21 protein-coding genes are annotated in these 19,641 nt (G+C 43.9%); 3 read left to right on the forward strand and 18 right to left on the reverse strand.

The window, feature by feature from the left end; genetic code table 11:
• Nucleotide 1: 1 nt before the first annotated feature.
• From pstB (D8791_RS05605) to D8791_RS05670, 13 genes are all read right to left on the reverse strand, one after another.
• Entirely contained in the window at nt 2-760 is a 759-nt protein-coding gene (gene pstB, locus D8791_RS05605; RefSeq protein ID WP_125446590.1) for a phosphate ABC transporter ATP-binding protein PstB, read from the reverse strand.
• Nucleotides 761-787: 27 nt separating this feature from the next.
• On the reverse strand, nt 788-1,591 hold the full coding sequence (gene pstB, locus D8791_RS05610) for a phosphate ABC transporter ATP-binding protein PstB (protein ID WP_045497247.1): 804 nt from the start codon (nt 1,589-1,591) through the stop codon (nt 788-790).
• Between the two features lie 10 nt (nt 1,592-1,601).
• A complete protein-coding gene (gene pstA / locus D8791_RS05615) occupies nt 1,602-2,486 on the reverse strand; it encodes a phosphate ABC transporter permease PstA (RefSeq protein ID WP_125446591.1) in 885 nt (294 codons plus the stop codon).
• Nucleotides 2,476-3,393 (reverse strand): phosphate ABC transporter permease subunit PstC, encoded by a 918-nt coding sequence (gene pstC / locus D8791_RS05620; protein ID WP_005590255.1) that lies wholly within the window; start codon nt 3,391-3,393, stop codon nt 2,476-2,478. The genes pstA and pstC overlap by 11 nt, the downstream gene beginning before the upstream one ends.
• Entirely contained in the window at nt 3,390-4,274 is an 885-nt protein-coding gene (locus D8791_RS05625; protein ID WP_125446592.1) for a phosphate ABC transporter substrate-binding protein PstS family protein, read from the reverse strand. Before D8791_RS05625 ends, pstC begins: the two co-directional genes overlap by 4 nt.
• 97 nt (nt 4,275-4,371) lie before the next feature.
• Nucleotides 4,372-5,685, reverse strand: coding sequence for an RsmF rRNA methyltransferase first C-terminal domain-containing protein (locus tag D8791_RS05630; RefSeq protein ID WP_125446593.1), 1,314 nt, complete (start codon nt 5,683-5,685; stop codon nt 4,372-4,374).
• 1 nt (nt 5,686) lies between these two features.
• Entirely contained in the window at nt 5,687-6,457 is a 771-nt protein-coding gene (locus tag D8791_RS05635; protein WP_125446594.1) for an inositol monophosphatase family protein, read from the reverse strand.
• Nucleotides 6,447-6,725, reverse strand: coding sequence for a UPF0223 family protein (locus tag D8791_RS05640; RefSeq protein ID WP_005590249.1), 279 nt, complete (start codon nt 6,723-6,725; stop codon nt 6,447-6,449). The genes D8791_RS05635 and D8791_RS05640 overlap by 11 nt, the downstream gene beginning before the upstream one ends.
• A 3-nt stretch (nt 6,726-6,728) precedes the next feature.
• Entirely contained in the window at nt 6,729-7,127 is a 399-nt protein-coding gene (locus tag D8791_RS05645) for a Spx/MgsR family RNA polymerase-binding regulatory protein (RefSeq protein ID WP_005590248.1), read from the reverse strand.
• Nucleotides 7,128-7,246: 119 nt separating this feature from the next.
• Entirely contained in the window at nt 7,247-8,170 is a 924-nt protein-coding gene (locus D8791_RS05650; RefSeq protein WP_312023728.1) for a bifunctional riboflavin kinase/FAD synthetase, read from the reverse strand.
• 141 nt (nt 8,171-8,311) lie between these two features.
• On the reverse strand, nt 8,312-9,313 hold the full coding sequence (gene galE, locus D8791_RS05655; RefSeq protein ID WP_125446596.1) for a UDP-glucose 4-epimerase GalE: 1,002 nt from the start codon (nt 9,311-9,313) through the stop codon (nt 8,312-8,314).
• A gap of 77 nt (nt 9,314-9,390) precedes the next feature.
• Nucleotides 9,391-10,875 (reverse strand): UDP-glucose--hexose-1-phosphate uridylyltransferase, encoded by a 1,485-nt coding sequence (gene galT / locus D8791_RS05660; protein WP_125446597.1) that lies wholly within the window; start codon nt 10,873-10,875, stop codon nt 9,391-9,393.
• Nucleotides 10,876-11,093: 218 nt separating this feature from the next.
• A complete protein-coding gene (locus D8791_RS05670; protein ID WP_125446598.1) occupies nt 11,094-12,272 on the reverse strand; it encodes a galactokinase in 1,179 nt (392 codons plus the stop codon).
• Between the two features lie 193 nt (nt 12,273-12,465).
• On the opposite strand from D8791_RS05670, the gene D8791_RS05675 reads away from it, so the two are divergent.
• Both D8791_RS05675 and birA read left to right on the forward strand, forming a co-directional pair.
• Nucleotides 12,466-13,467: a LacI family DNA-binding transcriptional regulator gene (locus D8791_RS05675; protein WP_125446599.1), complete on the forward strand. Its 1,002-nt coding sequence runs from the start codon at nt 12,466-12,468 to the stop codon at nt 13,465-13,467.
• Between the two features lie 14 nt (nt 13,468-13,481).
• Nucleotides 13,482-14,417 carry a bifunctional biotin--[acetyl-CoA-carboxylase] ligase/biotin operon repressor BirA gene (gene birA / locus D8791_RS05680; protein ID WP_125446600.1) on the forward strand — a complete coding sequence of 312 codons (936 nt, stop codon included), beginning with the start codon at nt 13,482-13,484 and terminating at the stop codon, nt 14,415-14,417.
• Nucleotides 14,418-14,507: 90 nt separating this feature from the next.
• On the opposite strand, the gene D8791_RS05685 is transcribed toward birA, so the two are convergent.
• From D8791_RS05685 to dnaG, 3 genes are all read right to left on the reverse strand, one after another.
• Nucleotides 14,508-14,846: a metal-sulfur cluster assembly factor gene (locus D8791_RS05685; protein WP_125371420.1), complete on the reverse strand. Its 339-nt coding sequence runs from the start codon at nt 14,844-14,846 to the stop codon at nt 14,508-14,510.
• A gap of 123 nt (nt 14,847-14,969) precedes the next feature.
• Entirely contained in the window at nt 14,970-16,082 is a 1,113-nt protein-coding gene (gene rpoD, locus D8791_RS05690) for an RNA polymerase sigma factor RpoD (protein ID WP_002895944.1), read from the reverse strand.
• 2 nt (nt 16,083-16,084) lie between these two features.
• On the reverse strand, nt 16,085-17,887 hold the full coding sequence (dnaG, locus tag D8791_RS05695; protein WP_263285477.1) for a DNA primase: 1,803 nt from the start codon (nt 17,885-17,887) through the stop codon (nt 16,085-16,087).
• Between the two features lie 137 nt (nt 17,888-18,024).
• On the opposite strand from dnaG, the gene mscL reads away from it, so the two are divergent.
• Nucleotides 18,025-18,411, forward strand: a complete 387-nt coding sequence (gene mscL, locus D8791_RS05700) for a large conductance mechanosensitive channel protein MscL (RefSeq protein WP_125446602.1) — start codon at nt 18,025-18,027, stop codon at nt 18,409-18,411.
• Nucleotides 18,412-18,664: 253 nt separating this feature from the next.
• On the opposite strand, the gene rpsU is transcribed toward mscL, so the two are convergent.
• Nucleotides 18,665-18,841 (reverse strand): 30S ribosomal protein S21, encoded by a 177-nt coding sequence (gene rpsU / locus D8791_RS05710; RefSeq protein ID WP_000048054.1) that lies wholly within the window; start codon nt 18,839-18,841, stop codon nt 18,665-18,667.
• A 165-nt stretch (nt 18,842-19,006) separates the two neighbouring features.
• Nucleotides 19,007-19,630, reverse strand: coding sequence for a Type 1 glutamine amidotransferase-like domain-containing protein (locus D8791_RS05715; RefSeq protein WP_125446603.1), 624 nt, complete (start codon nt 19,628-19,630; stop codon nt 19,007-19,009).
• Nucleotides 19,631-19,641: the final 11 nt, after the last annotated feature.

Genomic DNA, 19,641 nt, shown 5'->3' on the forward strand with positions numbered 1-19,641 from the left:
CTTATCCAAATTTTCCTGTAATATAATCTTCTGTTTCCTTATTTTGTGGGTTGAGGAACATCTCCTTAGTATCATTAAACTCCATCAAATCGCCACCCAAGAAGAAGCCTGTTTTATCCGAAAGCCGAGAAGCCTGCTGCATGGAGCGCGTCACCAAAAGCATGGTATAGGTGTCTTTAAGTCCATAGAGAGTTTCCTCAATCTTACCAGCAGAGATTGGGTCTAACGCCGATGTTGGCTCATCCAAGAGGATGATTTTCGGGCTGGTAGCCAAAACGCGTGCTACACAAATCCGCTGCTGTTGACCACCAGAGAGACCGATAGCCGAATCATGTAAACGGTCTTTTACTTCGTCCCAAATAGAAGCCCCAATCAAGGAACGCTCTACCGCTTCATCTAAAACCTGTTTATCCTTGACACCGTTGATGCGCAGTCCATAAATAACATTTTCATAAATGGTCATTGGGAAGGGATTAGGCTGCTGGAAAACCATGCCAATTTCCTTGCGCAACTCCACTGTATCTGTCCGGGGACTGTAGATATTGTGGCCGTTATAGATGACTGTGCCTGTCGTTGTTACTTCTGGATTCAAATCACCCATACGGTTGATAGCCTTGAGCAAGGTAGATTTCCCTGAACCTGATGGTCCAATCAAGGCAGTAATTTCATTAGGCATAAAGTCTAAGGAGACACTATTGAGCGCTTTCTTTTTATTATAATAAACCGACAAGTCCTTGACTTGCAAAATAGGTTCTGTCATAAGTTCATTCCTTTAGTTTCTTCACCTTTAACCAAAATGACCAGAAACATAGTCATTGGTCGACTGTAGTTTGGCATTTTGGAAGATATTGGCAGTCTTGTCGTACTCAATCAAATCTCCCAGATAAAAGAAGCCGGTGTAGTCACTGGCCCGGGCAGCCTGCTGCATATTGTGAGTCACGATGATGATCGTATAGTCCTTTTTGAGCTCAAACATGGTCTCTTCCAGCTGCATGGTCGCAATCGGATCCAGCGCAGAAGCTGGCTCGTCCATAAGCAAGATATCTGGCTTGACTGAAATAGCTCGGGCAATACAGAGCCGCTGCTGCTGGCCGCCCGACAAGGTCAAGGCCGACTTATGAAGATCATCCTTTACTTGGTCCCAAAGCGCGGCTTGCTTAAGCGAAGTTTCAACAAGCTCATCCAAGATCTTTTTATCTTTTACACCTGCACGTTCATGGGCAAAGGTAATGTTGCGATAAATAGACTTGGCAAATGGATTGGGCCGTTGGAAGACCATGCCGATGTGCTTACGCATTTCGTAAACGTTGATATCAGACCGATTGACGTCTATTCCTTGGTAAAGAATTTGCCCTGTTACCTTGGCAATATCAATCGTGTCATTCATACGATTAAGACTGCGGAGATAAGTAGATTTTCCTGAGCCAGACGGTCCAATCAAGGCAGTTATTTTATTCTTTTCAAACTGCATATCAATACCCTTGATGGATTCTTTTTTACCATAGTAAACATGTAAATCTTTGGTCGAAAGGGCTACCTTTTCTTCAGGAAAAGTAATGATATGTTTTTCATTCCAATTATATTCTGTCATTGCTTCTCCTTTATGCAGAGGTTAATTTCTTGTGCAAGTAAGAACCGAGTTTGCGGGCTCCAAAGTTGAAAATCAAGATAAAAATCAGAAGCACGGCTGCTGATCCTGATGACACTACAGTGCTATCAGGAATGGTCCCTTCACTATTGACCTTCCAGATATGGACGGCCAGTGTTTCCGCCTGCCGGAAAATTGAAATCGGGCTGGTAATGCTGAAAATATTCCAGTTAGACCAATCCAGAGCCGGCGCAGATTGACCGGCAGTGTAAATCAAGGCAGCTGCTTCACCGAAAATCCGACCAGAAGCAAGGACAATCCCTGTCACAATCCCTGGCAGAGCCTCTGGAATGACCACATGCAGCACTGTTTCCCAGCGGGAAATTCCTAGAGCCAGTCCGGCTTCACGCTGTGTATGGTGAACGTGGCGTAAGCTGTCCTCGACGTTACGAGTCATCTGAGGCAGATTGAAGACAGTCAGCGCCAAGGCACCAGAGATGATAGAAAAGCCATACTCAAACTGGACAACGAAAATCAAGTAGCCAAAGAGTCCGACTACCACGGATGGCAGCGAGGACAGGATTTCAATGCAGGTACGGACAAAGTTGGTCACTGGACCTTTCTTAGCATACTCTGACAGATAAACCCCAGCCCCCATAGAAAGAGGCACAGAGATAATCAGAGTAATCACCAGCAGGAAGAAGGAATTGTATAGCTGAATCCCAATACCACCGCCAGCTTGGTAAGAAGAGGATTTCCCTGTCAAGAAAGACCAGGAAACATGCGGCAAGCCTCTAACTAAGATATAGAGGATAAGAGAGGCAAGGATGGCAACAATGATACTCGCTATTGTGTAGAGAACACCAGTCGCCAATTTATCTAATTTCTTAGCGTGCATAGTTTTTCTTACCTCTTTCTTTTGTAATTAGTTTAATCACACTGTTAAAGGCTAGGCTCATCATCAAGAGCACCAAAGCCAGAGACCAGAGAACGTTATTATCCACTGTTCCCATAACGGTATTTCCGATTCCCATGGTCAAAACGGAAGTCAGGGTCGCTGCAGGTGTTGTCAAAGAGGTTGGTATCACCGCAGAGTTACCGACAACCATTTGGATAGCCAAGGCTTCACCGAAGGCCCGCGCCATTCCAAAGACCACCGCTGTAAAAATACCTGAGCGAGCAGCCTTGAGCGTTACTCGCCAAATGGTTTGCCAGCGCGTAGCCCCCATAGCCAGGCTAGCTTCACGATAGTGACGCGGCACAGCACGAAGACTGTCTGTTGTCATAAAGGTCACGGTCGGCAAAATCATGACAAAAAGTACGAAAATACCAGACAGAATCCCAAATCCGGTACCACCAAAAACAGTCCGAACAAAGGGAACAACAACCTGCAAGCCGATAAATCCATACACAACAGACGGAATGCCAACCAAGAGCTCGATTGCAGGCTGAAGAATCTTGGCCCCTTTAGGCGACACTTCCGTCATAAAGACAGCTGCTCCAATAGCAAATGGCGTTGCAATCAGTGCTGACAGGATCGTAACAATAAAAGAACCTAAGATCATTGGCAGGGCACCGAATTCCTTACCTGACGGATTCCAAGTGGAGCCAAACAAAAATTCAAATACATTGACTCCGTTGACAAAGAAGGTCGATAAGCCTTTTTGTGCTACGAAGATTAAAATCATGGCTACAATCAAGACGATTAAAGAAAGGCAGGCAAAGGTGATATATTTCCCAAATTTTTCCAGACGAGAGTTTTTCGAAGGGGATAGTAATTTTTTTGCTAATTCTTCATTTCTCATTTGCTATCTCCTTTTAAGCTCGTAACATTTCCCGTAGCATCCTTGCTAACCTGCATTTCCTTGATGGAAATATAGCCCATTCCTGAGACGATTCCATCCTGAACTTCATCTGACAGCATGTAATCCAGAAACTCGCCCGCAAGACCAGTCGGCTTGCCCAATGTATACATATGCTCGTAAGACCATAGTGGCCAAGCATTGGTCGCAACATTCTTAGCCGTAGGCTCGTAGCCATTGAGCTTCAAAGTCTTGACAGAATCATCCACATAAGCAAAGGCCAGATAAGAAATGGCTCCCGGTGTTTGAGAAACAATGGACTTAACCATCCCATTTGAATCCTGCTCTTGACTTTGAACGGCTGATTTACCAGCCATAATGACACTGTCAAACGTTGCTCGAGAGCCAGAGCTTGCCGCACGGTTGATGATGGAAATCTCTAGATTTTTACCACCCAGCTGCTTCCAGTTGGTCACTTCACCAGTAAAAATCTTCTGCAGCTGCTCCGCCGTTAAATTATCGACGGATACTTCTTTATTGACAATCACGGCAATTCCAGCGACTGCTACCTTGTGGTCAACAAGGGCTGAAGCGTCAATCCCTTCTTTTTCCTCAGCAAAGACATCTGAGTTGCCAATTTCAACTGCACCAGACTGAACCTGAGACAAGCCAGTACCTGATCCACCACCTTGAACATTGACCGTTTTTCCAATGTTGGCTGAACCAAACTCATCCGCTGCTGCTTCAACGAGCGGCTGAAGAGCTGTCGAACCAACGGCAGTCATGGACTCCCCTCGGTCAATCCAGCTGGAACAGGCAGAGAGGCTAACTGCAAATAGCACTAGAACCGCTGAAAAAATCAGCTTATATTTTTTCTTCACCATTTTTTCCTCGAAATCTTGAGAATGATAGTGGAATGTCTATATTGAAAAAATCTGAAAATCCCACTATATCCACTATAACATAGAAAGAGGGCTTTGCCTAGTCTTTTGAACGAAAGCGAAGCCCCTTTGGGAAATAATTTTTCAAGGTATTTCCAGTAATTTTTGCAAACCCCAGACCGTTGCCTTGGGCAAGCACTTGATACCAGCCATTTGGATAGTTTTGAGAGAGTTGAACCGTCTCGCCCGCTACATATTTGCTAAAGGCTTCATCATCAATCTCAAGGACTGAGACGACTTCACTCGGCCTCAAAGCTAACCCTAAGGCAAAGCTCGGTTCAAAGCGATTTTTCTTAAATTGCCCTAGATGTAGGCCGTTACGAGCAATTTTCAGCTTGGACATGTCTGGCAATCCATCTGGCAGCAGATACAGATTATCCCCAAAAGTATCTAAATATCCTTCTAGCTCAATGTTTAGATGCTTTTTCTGGAAATCTTGCCAGAGTTTTCTCTGCTCAACTGTCAATTTATTTTTGACTGCCTTGATTTTTTTAGCAGACTGACTTCCTGTAAAGCGAAATTTCGCTACAAATTGCCCTTCTCCTTTGAAATGGTGGGGATACATCCGAGCTGTTTCTGGGAAATTAATCCCCGCCACCATGCCATTGACTTTTGGTATTTCCAGCAATTCCAAAGGAAAATTCTCCAAAAGCCAAGCGACAATTTCTTCATTTTCTTCAGGTGCCCAAGTGCAAGTTGAATAGACCAGCTGTCCGCCTGTCGCCAGCATCTTGACAGCGTCCTCTAGAATTTCTCGCTGGAGACGCGCACACTGGGCAGGATATTCTGGACTCCAATACTGGGTGGCATCCGGCTGCTTGCGGAACATCCCTTCGCCAGAGCAAGGAGCATCCAGAACAATGAGGTCAAAATAGCCCTGATAAACCTTAGCCAATCTATCCGCAGATTCGTTGGTGACAAGAACATTTCGCGCTCCAAAACGCTCAATGTTTTCTACCAAAATTTTACTGCGTTTGGTATTGATTTCGTTAGAAACCAGCAAACCTGTATTTTCTAGATAAGAGAGTAAATGGGTAGATTTTCCGCCTGGTGCAGCCGCTAAGTCCAAAACTTTCATGCCCTTTTGTGGTGCTGCAACCTGGGCAACCATTTGCGCAGCTGGCTCCTGAGAATAAACCAGCCCCGTGACGTGTTCTACTGACCTACCAGATACTTTTCCGTAATAACCCCAGTCTGTATTTGGAATCGTATCTGTAAAATTTTTCTGATTCTCTTTTAAGGGATTGCTGCGAAAGGCTGAAATCGGATCTTGATCAAAAGTCGCAAAAAAAACCTCTGCTTCCTGACCCAAGAGCTCCTCATACTTTTCCTTAAAACCTAATGGAAAGTCCATACTAGCCTTTTCCCTTTCGTAAATACTCTTGTAATTCGTCCAACTTACACTTTGGTGCAATCATAATCGACTCCTGAGTCTGAAAATTCGGCTGGCCGCCATCTAAAGTCTGAATGACAAAACCCAATTTGTCAGCCATCACATAGGCCGCCGCATAGTCCCAAGGCCAATTATAAGAGAAATAGGCCGCCAAACCACCAGACAGAGCCTTGCCAAAACTAATCCCAGCGCTGCCATAGACACGCACGCCTAGGCAGGCACGAGATAAGTCAGCCAGTCCCCAGTGATTATGCTCTAGCATACAGGCATTTGAAGCAATCAAATATTGCTGCAAGGGCTTATCGATAAAAGCAGACAACTTTCTGTCATTGCAGTAAACATCAAAAGCCCCGCCTCCATGAAAAAGCTGGTCCCTTGTCACATCATAAATCAAGCCGAACTTGCCTTGACCATTCTCAAAATAAGCCAACATAATAGCAAAATCAGCCCGCTGGGTAATGAAATTATTGGTGCCATCAATGGGATCAATCACCCAGACATTGCCATCCGCGATGTCGTGTCGCAGGTCATTTTCCTCAGCCAAAATCGCATCGTCAGGATACTGAGTTAAAATTTTCCTGACCAAGTCATCCTGGATGAGCCGGTCCATTTGAGTCACCAAGTCAGTCGGACTGCTCTTTTGTAGGACATCCAAGTCATCATAGAGATGGTCTCTTAAAAAAGCACCTGCCTGATACACTATTTCTTTCGCAAAATGAAATTTATTTTCCAAGAGAAATCATTCCTTTCCCTTTCCTTTTTGCCTCCTGAACAGCGCGATAAAGAGAATAGCCACTGACCGTCTCAAACTCACGGCCGAGTCGCTTCTCTTCTCCCTTGCTGGGAACAACTTTCTTGAAAACTGCATAGGACTGGAGCAGTTTCTCCGCTTGAATCTTCTGTTCATAGGCTTGCTCTACATCATTAAAAAAAGAAAGCACTGAAGCAAGCTCTTCAGTGCTCCACGATAAGTCTAGTGGGTAACTATAATTTTTTTCCATAATTTAAATATCAGCACGCATAGTTGCGGCTCTTAGTTCTTCTTTCCGATAACCTCTTGGCAAGAAAGCACGAATTTCATCTTCATTGAAGCCGATTTGCATTCGTTTACCATCAAGGATAATTGGGCGACGCAAAAGACTAGGATTTTCCTCAATCAGCTTAATAAGCGTTGAAATCGATAAATCCTCTACATCTAAATCTAGTTTTTGAAAAATTTTTGAGCGGGTTGAGATGATGTCATCAGTGCCATTTTCTGTCAATGAAAGAATGTGTTGCAATTCTGGAGCAGACAGAGGGCTCGTCATGATATTATGCTCCGTAAATGGAACTTCATGACCAATCAACCAAGCACGCGCCTTGCGACAGGAAGTGCAGCTAGGCGATAAAAAAAGTGTAATCATGCTGTTCTCTTCTTATTTTTATATAGTAACTAACTCTATTATACTAAATTTTATCTCTCTTGACTAGATATTTTTAAGAATCGGCTTGAAATACTAAGAAAAATATCAAAAACTGACATTTATTCCGAACATTCCCAATTTCTTGCCACTTCTTCATCACTCTTTAACTGACCAACCAGTTCTTCAATACCATCAAATTTGACCATATCACGAATCTTATCTAGCCAGATAATCCGAATCGTATCGCCATAAATTTCCTCCGCAAAGTTAAATAGATTGGCCTCAAAACGAAGCTCATCTCCTTCAAAGGTCACATTTTTTCCAACACTAGCCATACCTCGATAAATCTTGCCATTGTGCTCAACATCTACCACATAGACGCCATCTGCTGGCAAAATCACGCGATCCAAAGGAGCTAGATTAGCCGTTGGATAGCCAATGGTACGCCCTCTAGCATTGCCATGAACCACAATGCCCCGAGTAGAGAGAGGATAGCCTAATAGCTGATGCGTCTTGGCAACATCACCATTTTGAATGGTTTCTCTAATCCGAGTAGAAGAGATTTTTTCCTCATCTTGATTGACTGATGAGACGATGACAATCTGACCATCGAAATAGTCTGCAAGCTCCTCTGCCTTTCTCTTGTCAGATCCAAAATGGTAATCAAAACCTGCCACAACGGCCCTTGCTTTAAGTGCAGCAACATACTTATCAAAAAATTCTTGAGCTGTATTTTTAGAAAAATGGCTAGTAAAGTCAATCAAGTAAAGGTAGTCCACACCCAAATTTTCTAAGTGAGCAGCGCGTTCCTCAGGATGATTCAAATGCAACATCAACTCTGGCTGATAGCGGACAAAAGCCAATTTGGGTGACTCAGGAAAGGTCAGTACAGCAATCTTCAGTCCTTGCTCTTCTGCGATTTTCCTTGCTTCCTTAAAAAGTGTCTGATGTCCCTTATGCAGGCCGTCAAAATAGCCCAGAACCAAGACTGTATCTTCTTCCTGATTTATCTCTAATTCATTATTTATTCGTCTTATTTTCATCATTTTTCTATTTTACTATGTATCCGCTTTTTTTACAACAAATTAAATCTCATGAAAAGAACTTCTATCGCTCCAAGAAAACACCTTGCTATCTCTAACAAAGTGTCTCTGTAAATATTGAAAACTACACTGATTACTGGCTTACTGGCGATCATCATAGCCATTTGGATGGCTGGAATGCCATTTCCAAGCGGTTTCGATAATGGTTTCGATATTGTCAAATTTCGGCTGCCAACCCAGAACATTTCTTGCCTTCTCAGAGGAAGCAATCAGCGTATCCGGATCCCCCGGCCGTCGGTCTGCTATTTCCAAAGGAATAGGATGGCCGGTCACCTTACGGGCTGCTTCAACAATCTGCAGGTTGGAAAAACCAGTCGAAGAGCCAAGGTTAAAGGCATCCGAAGGTTGTCCAGCACGCAGGTGTTCAACAGCCAGAATATGGGCATCAGCCAAGTCGAAAGGATGGACATAATCGCGGACATTGGTGCCGTCTGGAGTATCGTAATCGTCACCAAAGACGGCAATCTTCTCACGTTTGCCCTGAGCCACCTGAAGCACAATAGGCAGGAGATGGGTTTCAGGCCCGTGGTCCTCTCCGATAGACCCGTCAGGCTTGGCACCGGCCACATTGAAATAGCGCAGGGCTACAAACTTGATACCATAGGCTTTATCTGCCCAGCGCATAATGGTCTCCATCATGAGTTTGCTCTCACCATAAGGATTAATTGGCTTTTGCGGAGTCGTTTCCAGAATCGGAACTTCCTCAGGAATGCCATAAGTCGCCGCTGTCGAAGAAAAGACAATGTTTTTAACGCCGCATTCCTGCATGACCTCCAAAAGAGAAACCATGCCGGCTGTGTTATTATCAAAATACTTGAGCGGATCAACCATAGACTCTGCGACCAGTGAAAAAGCAGCAAAGTGGATAACTGCATCGATGGATGGATGTTTAGCAAAGACATCACGCATGAAGTCCTTATCCGCCAAATCCCCCTCATAAAAGACTGCTTGCGGATGGACGGCTGCGCGATGGCCAGTCACCAAATTATCAACGACAACCACCTCTTCCTTACCCGCTGCTACCAAACGGTCTACCATGTGCGAGCCGATATAGCCAGCTCCACCTAATACTAAAATTGCCATGTTTCTCTCTTTCTCGTCTTGATTTATACTTTAACTATTTTATCAAAAATAGGGACAAATGAAAACTCTCACTGCAATTATTCTTCTTTCAAACCAACAGATTGGACGAAGCGCATGAAAGCTTCCTTGCCCTCCTCTGTTCGCTTGTAAACTCCAGCATCTTCCAGTACTCGGCTGAAAATCTGTCCAACCGAGGCTTGAACTACTCCTTCCACCGTCTCAGCGGTAACATCTGGATTCTGGTCTTTGAGTTGATTAGCCCACTCCTGATGATAGACAGCAACCTGACAGTTTTCTCCCAGCAGAAACAGTTCCACCTGCTTGAGTTCTTCCTTGAGACGAGGCGGCAGAATAGCCAGTCCCATAACCTCAATCAGACCGATATTTTCTTTCTTAATATGCTGAACATCTCTATGAGGGTGGTAAATGCCGTCCGGATGTTCTGAGGAAGTTTGATTGTCCCGCAAGACTAGGTCTAGCTCAAAACGTCCATCTTTTCTGCGCGCAATCGGTGTGATGGTATGGTGGAGCTCACCCTCAGACTCTGCCAACACCTGCACACTTGGGTCAGAATAGGCCCGCCAAGCTTGCAAGATCTTGTCAGCTAATTCAATCAACTCTTCCTTCTTCTCAGATTTCAGACGAATGACGGACATAGGCCATTTGACAATACCTGCTTCCACCTCATCAAATCCGCTAAAAGTAAAGCTACAATCCAGCTCTGCTATTTCCATAGGGAAGGTATGACGTCCGCCCTGATAGTGGTCGTGGGTCAGGATAGATCCGCCGACAATAGGCAGGTCGGCATTTGAGCCTGCGAAATAGCCTGGAAAGGTCTCGACGATGTCCAGCAGGCGCTCAAAGGTCAGCCGGCTAATGGCCATAGGAAGGTGCTGGCTGTGCAGAAAGATGCAATGTTCATTAAAATAAGCATAGGGCGAATATTGGAAGCCCCATTCCTGTCCAGCCAAATCAAATCGAATAATCCGATGATTGGCGCGGGCTGGATAGTCCAAGCGGCCTTGATATCCTTCATTTTCCATACAGAGCTGGCAGGCTGGATAATGACTATTCTTGGCCTTTTTGGCTGCCGCAATTTCCTTGGGATCCTTTTCTGGCTTAGAGAGATTGATGGTGATTTCCAAATCTCCATATTCAGTTGGCGATTTAAAAGCAATGTTTTTACCAATGGCCTTGACCTTGATGTAGTCATTCTTTTGACTAAGCTGATAAAAATCAGCCACAGCTTGCTCGGGATTGGAGGCATAAGTCGTCCAGAAGTCCTGATTGAGCTGGCTAGGGGCAGGTGTAATCAAGTCCATGAGCTCTGCTCCCAGTATATCCTGCTCAGCCAGAGTATCACCAATCTTAGCATTCTTCACAGCTACAGCTACCAAGTCATCCTTCAGGTCAATTAGCTGATCAACCTCCGTCTCCTGCTCAGCTACTGCCTCTCCGACCAAAGCCATGACACGATTTCGCAGATAAACGGTGTCCATTTCCTCAAAAGGGCTATTGTCAATCACTGCTGATACAAAAGCATCCAGTAACTTCTTGGACATAGATCTTCCTTTCTCTTGTTAGTAAAGAGAGTGGGACAGAAATCGGTAATTCGTTAGAATTCGATTTCGTCGTCCCACCTCCGCACAGTTGAGTAGGGCTGTAAAAGCTGATGAAATCAGCGTAGTAGAGCCCACTCAACCACTGCGTCTTGCTCGACAATCCAAAAACAATTGAGAGGCTAGGACTTTTGTCCCAGACTCAAGTTCTTTTTTGTTATTTAGTCCAGCACTCGGCTTCCGCCAGCTACTTCTGCAATGTAAAAGCTAGGGGCATAGCCGACAACCTCTTGATACTTGCGATCTACATTTTCTTTGAAGGGTTCCACCGCATCCTTAGCAACTAAAGCAATGGCGCAACCACCGAAGCCTGCTCCAGTCATACGAGCCCCCAGAACACCTTCTTGCTCCCAGGCCGTGTGGACCAAGGTGTCCAGCTCTAGACCAGTCACTTCATAATCATGTTCTAAAGAAACATGAGACGCATTCATGAGACGGCCAAACTTGGCAAGATCGCCTGCCTGCAGAGCTGCCCGCGCTTGCAAAGTACGTTGATTTTCTAAAACAGCATGGCGAGCCCGTTTGAGGCGATTTTCGTCCTCTATTAGATAGCTATACTCATCAAAGGCCCACTCATCCAACTCACCCAAGGTAGCGATAGACAGCTTGCGGTTAAGTTCTTCAACAGCTTTTTCGCACTCCGCCCGACGCTCATTGTACTTAGAATCCGCTAATTCACGACGCTTGTTGGTATTCATTATCACTACGACGTTGTCCTTGAGATCAAGCGGAACCAAATCATACTCAAGAGTATTGGTATCTAAGTAAATAGCCCGCTGGTCAGTTCCCATTCCGATAGCAAACTGGTCCATGATGCCAGAATTAACCCCGATAAATTCATTCTCGGTTAATTTACCGATTTTCACTAGATCCAGACGTTCCAACTGCAAATCAAAGAGTTTCTCAGCAATGACACCCGTCAAAAGCTCTAGTGATGCGGAAGATGACAAGCCAGAACCATTTGGAATATTTCCATAAACATAGATATCCATTCCTTTGTCAATCTTATGGCCTGCCTCCTGCAGAAAATGAAGGACTCCTTTCGGATAGTTGGTCCAGTTATGCTCAGGCTCAAAGTGCAGGTTTTCCAGCGGTACTTCAATAATCCCTTTTTCTTCAAAATTCCCTGAGAAGAATCGCAAGAGCTGGTCGTCCCGCTTGCGAGCCGCTCCATAAGTTCCAAGAGAAATGGCTGCAGGAAAGACATGACCGCCGTTGTAGTCCGTATGCTCGCCAATCAGATTGATCCGACCAGGTGAAAAGAAGGTATGGTCTGCTTCTACTCCAAAAATCTTGGCAAAATCTGCGCGGACTTGCTCCGCTGAAATGACATTTGGCATAAATTAAACTCCTTTAAAATTGGTTTTTGATTTTGTAATCGTTTTCTTAATTATACCTGTTTTTGAGTAAAACTTCAATTAATTTAGTAAATTTTTACTTAATAAGACAATTGGGCAATATTTACTAAATTCCTCTTTGTTATTTACTTGTTTTTGAGGTATAATAGCCCATATAAGACAATAGGAGAAAAAAATGGCTACGATTAAAGATATTGCCCAGGCTGCCGGGGTCTCTCCCGCTACGGTCTCCCGCGTACTCAACTACGACCCAGCCATGTCGGTCAGTGATGGCACTCGTAAAAAGATTTTTGACATCGCTGAGCAGCTGAACTATAAAAAATCAAGAAAGACTAAGCCAAGCAAGACTCAGGCCTACCGTATCGGGCTCATTGAATGGTACACTGAGCATGAAGAGCTCGATGACCTCTACTACTACTCTATTCGCTTGGGCATTGAAAAAAAAGCCCAAGAATTGGGCTATGAGATTCTCAGAGTGTTTCAAAATGACTCTCTTGAGCAACTGAAAGATATTAATGGCTTAATTGCTATCGGCAAATTTAGCCCAGTTCAAATTCAGCAGCTGGAGCAGTACAGCAACCACCTAGTTTTTGTCGACAGTGATACGCTTAATGCAGGCCACAGCTGTGTGACGGTTGATTTTGAGAATGCTGTACAGAAGGTTCTTGAGCACTTCATGAACGCTGGTTTTGACCAGATTGGCATGATTGCTGGCCAAGAAAGAACTTCTGACCAAGCTAGCTTCATCAGCGACCCTCGCCTAGCCAGCTTTCAGCAATATCTGTCTGAAAAAGGAATCTTTCAAGCTAACTTGGTTAGAGTAGGCAGCTTTTCTTCGGAATCAGGCTATCAGATAATGACAGAGATTATCAATGAACACAAAGACCAGCTGCCTCCCGCCTTCTTCATCTCTAGCGATGCTTTGGCTATCGGTGCCTTAAGGGCTCTGCAAGAACACGGAATCCAGGTTCCCCAAGATGTCAGCATCATTTCATTTAATGATACCTCTATTGCTAAATACATCTATCCCAGTCTCAGTACGGTCACCGTTTTTACAGAAGAAATGGGCAAGCAGGCTCTGCACATTCTGAATCAAAGTTTAACATCCGAAGAGGATTCCATTCCCTATATGGTCAAACTTTCCACCAAGCTGACCATTCGAGAAAGCAGTATATAATAAAAAAAGAACTTATGAAAACCTACGAACAATTATTTACCATTCTCAGCCAGGCTGACGATTATGTCAACGGAGAAAGTCTGGCCCAGAAATTGGGCATTTCCAGGACTTCCATTTGGAAGGCCATTCAGCGCTTGGAAAAAGAAGGAATCCAAATTGATTCCGTTAAAAACCGGGGCTATAAGCTCAAGGCGGGGGATTTACTAATCCCAGAAATCATTGAAAAAAAGGCACCTATCAAGGTTTCCTTCAACCCCAATTGCCAATCTACTCAGATAGATGCCAAAGCAGGTCTGGAAGCGGGTGGCGAAGCAAATACCCTCTATCTAGCTGCTGCTCAATCCGCTGGTCGCGGTCGCTTCGGCAGAGACTTTTTCTCTCCAAAACAGGGAGGCTTTTATATGTCCCTCCATCTCAAGCCCAACCTGTCTTTTGATCAAATCCCTGCTTATACTCTCCTGACAGCTGGAGCCATCTATCAGGCTGTAAAAAATCTAACCCTCATAGACATAGATATCAAGTGGGTCAACGATATTTACTACAAGGATAAAAAAATCGCAGGTATTTTAACCGAGGCTATTACTTCCGTCGAGACAGGCTTAGTCACAGATATTATTATCGGGGTCGGGTTTAATTTTTGCGTTCATGTTTTCCCAAAAGAATTGCAAGATAAGGCAGGCTCACTCTTTACTGAGAAGGCTCCTGTCAGCAGAAATGAGCTGATTGCTGAGATATGGAGATGTTTCTACGAAAGCGATCCCCAAGACTTGCTCTATCTTTACAAAAAGCACTCTCTAGTCCTCGGTCGCCAAGTGTGCTTCCAGCAAAATAATCAAACCTATAAGGGAATTGCTAGCGATATCTCGGACAGTGGCCAACTTCTAGTCCAGTTGGATAAGGGACAAAGTATCTGGCTCAACAGTGGGGAAATTTCACTAACTAGCTGGTAAGCTATCTAAAATTGCATTTAAAAAGCACTTGATGTTCCATTTCAAGTGCTTTTCTTTATAGACAACTGCTTTTCTTCCAGTATGATGTCGCTATTTAATCCCCAAAGCGATTCGAGCATAACGACTCATCTTTTCCACTGTCCAAGCGGGATACCAAACCAATTTGACATCTGTCTTGGTAACCTCTGGAACATCTGACATGGCATCATAGATCTGGTCAGTCAGAAGATCCGCCAGAGGGCATCCCATGGTTGTCAGGGTCATATCGATTTCCGTTTCTCCATTGGTCTCGTCAAAACGGATTTCATAGATCAAGCCTAGATTGACAATATCAATCCCCAGCTCTGGGTCGATGACCTGCTCCAAGCTCTCTAAAATACGCGTTTTAATCTTTTCAACTTCTTCAGGGCTGTATTTTTTTTCTGACATGCATATCCTCCTTATAGATATGGCAAAAGTTCAAGTTAACTTGAGGCGCTTTTGTTTTCAGCTAGGTTTTCCGCCTTGACGCTTCCTGCTGAAAGATTTCTGCTCCTCGCCGCTCTTCATTTCTTAATCTTCGATAAAGTCTCTGAGTGGTTTGCTACGGCTTGGATGGCGGAGTTTACGCAGGGCTTTGGCTTCAATCTGGCGAATCCGCTCACGGGTGACATTGAAGACCTTGCCGACATCTTCCAGTGTCCGCATTTTCCCATCATCCAGACCAAAGCGCAGACGCAGGACATTTTCCTCGCGGTCTGTCAGCGTATCCAAGACCTCATCCAGCTGTTCACGAAGAACGACACGAGTCGTGTAGTCAACTGGATTTTCAATCACTTCGTCCTCGATAAAGTCTCCCAGATGGCTGTCATCTTCCTCACCGATAGGTGTTTCCAAAGAAACTGGCTCCTGAGCAATCTTGAGAATCTCACGAACCTTATCTGGTGTCATATCCATCCGCTCAGCGATTTGCTCTGGAGTTGGATCTTGGCCTAATTCCTGCAAGAGATTGCGTTGCTCACGGACAAGCTTGTTAATGGTTTCCACCATGTGAACTGGAATCCGAATAGTCCGAGCTTGGTCAGCAATCGCACGGGTAATAGCCTGACGAATCCACCAAGTCGCATAAGTTGAAAACTTAAATCCTTTGGTATAGTCAAACTTATCAACGGCCTTCATCAGCCCCATGTTTCCTTCTTGTATCAAGTCAAGGAACTGCATCCCACGGCCGACATAGCGCTTAGCAATGGAAACAACCAAACGAAGATTAGCCTCAGCCAGACGCTGCTTGGCTTCCAAGTCTCCCTGTTCTACCAAGATAGCCAGCTCCTGCTCTTCTTCATTACTGAGAAGGGGCACAACCCCGATTTCTTTCAGGTACATGCGGACTGGGTCATTGACCTTGGCTGAATTGCTGCCTAAGAGCTCTTCATCCGTCAGCTCCGCTTCTTCCTCTTCAGTATTCAAGACACGCGCGCTGGGATTTCCTTCTTTATCTGTAATCGAGATGCCTGCATCCTGAATGCGTTGCAGCAAATCCTCAATCCCATCAGCGTCCAAAGTGAAAGGAATGACCAGCTGGTCATTGATTTCATCGTCTGTCGCTACACCTGTCTGCTTATGATTGCGGATAAATTCTGCAATTTGAACATCTAATGTTGTTACTTCTTTTTGTTTTGTAGCCATACCTACTCCATTCTTCTTTTTTGTGCGATTAAGCGCTCCACCTCTAATATAGCGGCATTCTCATCTCCAGTATGCAAAGCTTCTCGAATCTTTTTGCTAATCAGCTGATTATTCTTACGAAGCAATTCGCGTTCCCTGGTCAGCTCAACTTCTGCTAACTCTCCGTCTTCCATCTCCTCTGGCAAATCTTCCTCCAACATCCGATACCAAAGTTGCTGGACCCTTTCCGGTAAGCTAGATAAATCCTGCGAAGTCACTTCACCATTGGCCAGTAAAAGCTCGTATAACTCCTGCAGTTCCGCCGTATCAAAGGCAAAATCTGTGCGAAGCCGATAGCTATTTAAAACCAGCTGATTGTGTACCATACGATAGAGGATATGGATTTCTGCCTTTATCAGCCGTGATAGCTGTTTAGACAGCGGAAGATCTACCAGTACAGGGCTTCTTAGAGATTCTGACTGCTGTCCGCTTCGACTACTTCGCTCAGCCAAACGGCTATTATTAACCGTGTTCTCTACCTGCTGGTAATCAAAATCCGGCAGCAACTCAGCCAACATATAAATATAGGAATTCTGAGCTGTAATAGACTGCGTCTGAGCAATAATTGGCGCCATTCGCTCCACAAATTCAATCTGAGCCTGCAAATTTTCAATATTATCCGGTTTGAGATAGCGTAAAAGGAACTCTACATCACTAATTCGCGTTTTAGTCAGAAATTGTCGCAATTCCTCGGCAGAATTTTTAGCAATAAATTCGTCTGGATCCATATTGTCAGGAAAGGAGACAATCTCTACCGACATATCCCGTAGCTCCTCTAAAGCTTTGGCTGTCGCAGCCTGACCAGCCCTATCTCCATCATAAGTCAGAATTATTTTCTTGCAATACTTACGCAGATGCTGGACATGCTCAGGCGTCAGAGCTGTTCCCATAGATGCGACTGCATTTTCAACTCCAGCCCGATAAGCCGCGATCACGTCCATAAAGCCTTCCATCAGATAGACTTCATGGCTCTTCTTGATAACCGGCTTGGCCTTATCCAGATGATAAAGCTCATAGCTTTTATTAAAAATAGGGGTGCTGCGACTATTCTTATACTTGGCAGTCTGTGAACCAGCCTCCAAATCTTGCCAAATCCGACCAGAAAAGGCGACAACCTGACCCTTGTCGTTGGTCAAGGGAAACATAATCCGGTTCTGAAAAGCATCATATACCAGATTATTCTCTGCCAGATTAAAAAGACCCGAGTTCATGATAGTGGACTCATCAAACTTACCAGCCATACTCTTATGAAGATAGTTGCCTTCATTAGGAGCCAGGCCGATTTGAAAATGCTTAATGACTTCATCCGTCAGCCCACGCTTATAGAGATAAGCGCGTGCTTCTTCTCCTATCTTGGTCGTCATCAGAACTGCATGGTAAAACTTAGCTGCCTCTGTATGAATATCATAGAGCGCCTGATGCGGATGAGACTGTCTCCGTCGATCTGCGCTAGCTCTCTCCATACCTAAGGAAATGCCCGCTCTGTCTGCGACAATCTGCACAGCATCCATGAAGGATACGCCTCGGTAGTCCTCAATAAACTTGAAAACATCCCCCGACTTGCCACAGCCAAAACAGTGATAAAACTGCTTGTCCTCTACAACATTGAAAGAGGGCGTCTTTTCGCCATGAAAGGGACAAAGTCCCAGAAAATTTCTCCCAGCCTTGGTCAAGGCTACCGTTTCTCCTATGACATCGACGATATTGACACTATTTTTTATTTCAGAAATCATTTCTTTATCCAATAGACAATACCTCCAATTCATCACAGAATATCACTCTATATTTTATAATAATTTGACGCAAATGTAAAACATTTGATAGGCAAATGACTTGAAATAATTGCTACTTTAAGCTATAATATAATCCCAAATATTAAATTATTTTTTGAAAGGAAAAGAAAATGCTAAAGGATCTTAAAGAATTTTTGCTACGCGGTAACGTGATTGACTTGGCAGTCGGGGTTATCATTGCGAATGCTTTCGGAGCAATCGTCAATTCATTGATTACTGACGTTATCACTCCCCTCTTCCTCAATCCAATTTTGAAAGCTGCAAACTTGAAGCAAATCGCTGAATTGAAATGGAACGGAATTGCTTATGGTAACTTCTTGAGCGCCGTGATCAACTTCTTAGTAATCGGTACTGTTCTCTTCTTCATCGTGAAGTCTGCTGAAAAAGCACAAAGCCTTGCTAAAAAGAACGAAGAAGCTGCTGAAAAAGCACCAGCTGGACCAACAGAACTTGAAGTTCTGCAAGAAATCAAGAGCCTGCTTGAAAAACAAAACTAATATCCAAACAGAGGCTGGGACAAAAGTCCTAGCCTCTCAATTGTATTTGGATTGTCGAGCAAGACGCAGTGGTTGAGTGGACTCTATTACGCTGATTGCATCAGCTTTTACAGCCCTACTCAACTGTGCGGAGGTGGGACGACGAAATCGAATTCTAACGAATTACCGATTTCTGTCCCACTCTCTGTTTTATTATACGCTTCCCATTCAAAAGAAAAAAACAGCCGAATCGGCTGCTTCCTCATTCTATTGATTAGAATTTTTTACGTTTACGAGCTGCTTCTGATTTACGTTTGCGTTTTACAGAAGGTTTTTCATAGAATTCACGTTTGCGTGTTTCTTGAAGAGTACCAGCTTTAGTAACCGCACGTTTGAAACGACGAAGAGCATCGTCAAGAGATTCATTCTTACGTACTACTGTTTTTGACATTTTTTTCACTCCCTTCAAGTCCAAGATCTATTCTATTCTACACGCAAAATTGATAAATGTCAAGGAAAAAACTGCCATAAACTTATATTATCTTCACTTTCTTTTTTAAAAGCAACAAATTGTTAGAATGAACATCATAATAATAATAGCAAAAAGAAATTTATTTTAAGTCTGTTCAGAAACGACTTCTCTTTCTTCACCATTTACAATTACGGCTTGGGAATTATTCATTAGCATTAAACTGAGCTGATTTTTATACATTTCAAAGGTCTTCTGACTACTATCAGTAAAAGGCTCCTCACCATAATGTGGAAGGATATAAAAATTCACTTCACCCAATCCTGCTGTATCAAATAACTCTGTCGCTACCGTCTTGTCGTCCATGAGTTTATTGTAGTCAATATCCTTGGCTGTAATAATAGCCCCTGCTGATTCTCCTATATAAACCAACCCATCTCGTATTTGTTCTTTGATAAAAGGTAGGAGTTGCTTTTTATTTAATTCTTGCAATAAATAAAATGTATTTCCGCCTGAGACATAAATAATCTTACTTTGGAAAATCTTTGCCTGCGCGGTTTCTCGATCACAAGAAGCAATATCCAGAATCTCTATCTCAAAGCCTAAATCTCTGAATGTTTGCTGAGCCTCATCGATATAGGCAGTATAGTCCTCTTTGTTCCCAGCGGTAGGAATAAATAAAACCTTTTTTTCTAGATTCTTTTCCTTTGCATAATCTCTAAAAAGCTTTTTGACTCCAGCAAAGTATGAACATAAAAATAATTGTTTCATGATTGTGCCTC

This window comes from Streptococcus cristatus, from assembly GCF_003943515.1.
In the GTDB taxonomy this organism is placed as follows: domain Bacteria; phylum Bacillota; class Bacilli; order Lactobacillales; family Streptococcaceae; genus Streptococcus; species Streptococcus cristatus_D.

Coding starts and splice junctions, on each gene's coding strand:
- D8791_RS05685 (WP_125371420.1), bottom strand. CDS start 14,846: ATGTCAGAAAAAAAATACAGCCCTGAAGAAGTTGAAAAGATTAAAACG.
- D8791_RS05645 (WP_005590248.1), bottom strand. CDS start 7,127: ATGATTACACTTTTTTTATCGCCTAGCTGCACTTCCTGTCGCAAGGCG.
- rpoD (WP_002895944.1), bottom strand. CDS start 16,082: ATGGCTACAAAACAAAAAGAAGTAACAACATTAGATGTTCAAATTGCA.
- D8791_RS05650 (WP_312023728.1), bottom strand. CDS start 8,170: ATGAAAATAAGACGAATAAATAATGAATTAGAGATAAATCAGGAAGAA.
- D8791_RS05625 (WP_125446592.1), bottom strand. CDS start 4,274: ATGGTGAAGAAAAAATATAAGCTGATTTTTTCAGCGGTTCTAGTGCTA.
- dnaG (WP_263285477.1), bottom strand. CDS start 17,887: ATGAATTGGAGGTATTGTCTATTGGATAAAGAAATGATTTCTGAAATA.
- D8791_RS05715 (WP_125446603.1), bottom strand. CDS start 19,630: ATGAAACAATTATTTTTATGTTCATACTTTGCTGGAGTCAAAAAGCTT.
- galT (WP_125446597.1), bottom strand. CDS start 10,875: ATGTCCAAGAAGTTACTGGATGCTTTTGTATCAGCAGTGATTGACAAT.
- pstA (WP_125446591.1), bottom strand. CDS start 2,486: ATGCACGCTAAGAAATTAGATAAATTGGCGACTGGTGTTCTCTACACA.
- rpsU (WP_000048054.1), bottom strand. CDS start 18,841: ATGTCAAAAACAGTAGTACGTAAGAATGAATCTCTTGACGATGCTCTT.
- D8791_RS05640 (WP_005590249.1), bottom strand. CDS start 6,725: ATGGAAAAAAATTATAGTTACCCACTAGACTTATCGTGGAGCACTGAA.
- galE (WP_125446596.1), bottom strand. CDS start 9,313: ATGGCAATTTTAGTATTAGGTGGAGCTGGCTATATCGGCTCGCACATG.
- D8791_RS05670 (WP_125446598.1), bottom strand. CDS start 12,272: ATGCCAAATGTCATTTCAGCGGAGCAAGTCCGCGCAGATTTTGCCAAG.
- birA (WP_125446600.1), top strand. CDS start 13,482: ATGAAAACCTACGAACAATTATTTACCATTCTCAGCCAGGCTGACGAT.
- mscL (WP_125446602.1), top strand. CDS start 18,025: ATGCTAAAGGATCTTAAAGAATTTTTGCTACGCGGTAACGTGATTGAC.
- pstB (WP_045497247.1), bottom strand. CDS start 1,591: ATGACAGAATATAATTGGAATGAAAAACATATCATTACTTTTCCTGAA.
- pstB (WP_125446590.1), bottom strand. CDS start 760: ATGACAGAACCTATTTTGCAAGTCAAGGACTTGTCGGTTTATTATAAT.
- D8791_RS05630 (WP_125446593.1), bottom strand. CDS start 5,685: ATGGACTTTCCATTAGGTTTTAAGGAAAAGTATGAGGAGCTCTTGGGT.
- D8791_RS05675 (WP_125446599.1), top strand. CDS start 12,466: ATGGCTACGATTAAAGATATTGCCCAGGCTGCCGGGGTCTCTCCCGCT.
- pstC (WP_005590255.1), bottom strand. CDS start 3,393: ATGAGAAATGAAGAATTAGCAAAAAAATTACTATCCCCTTCGAAAAAC.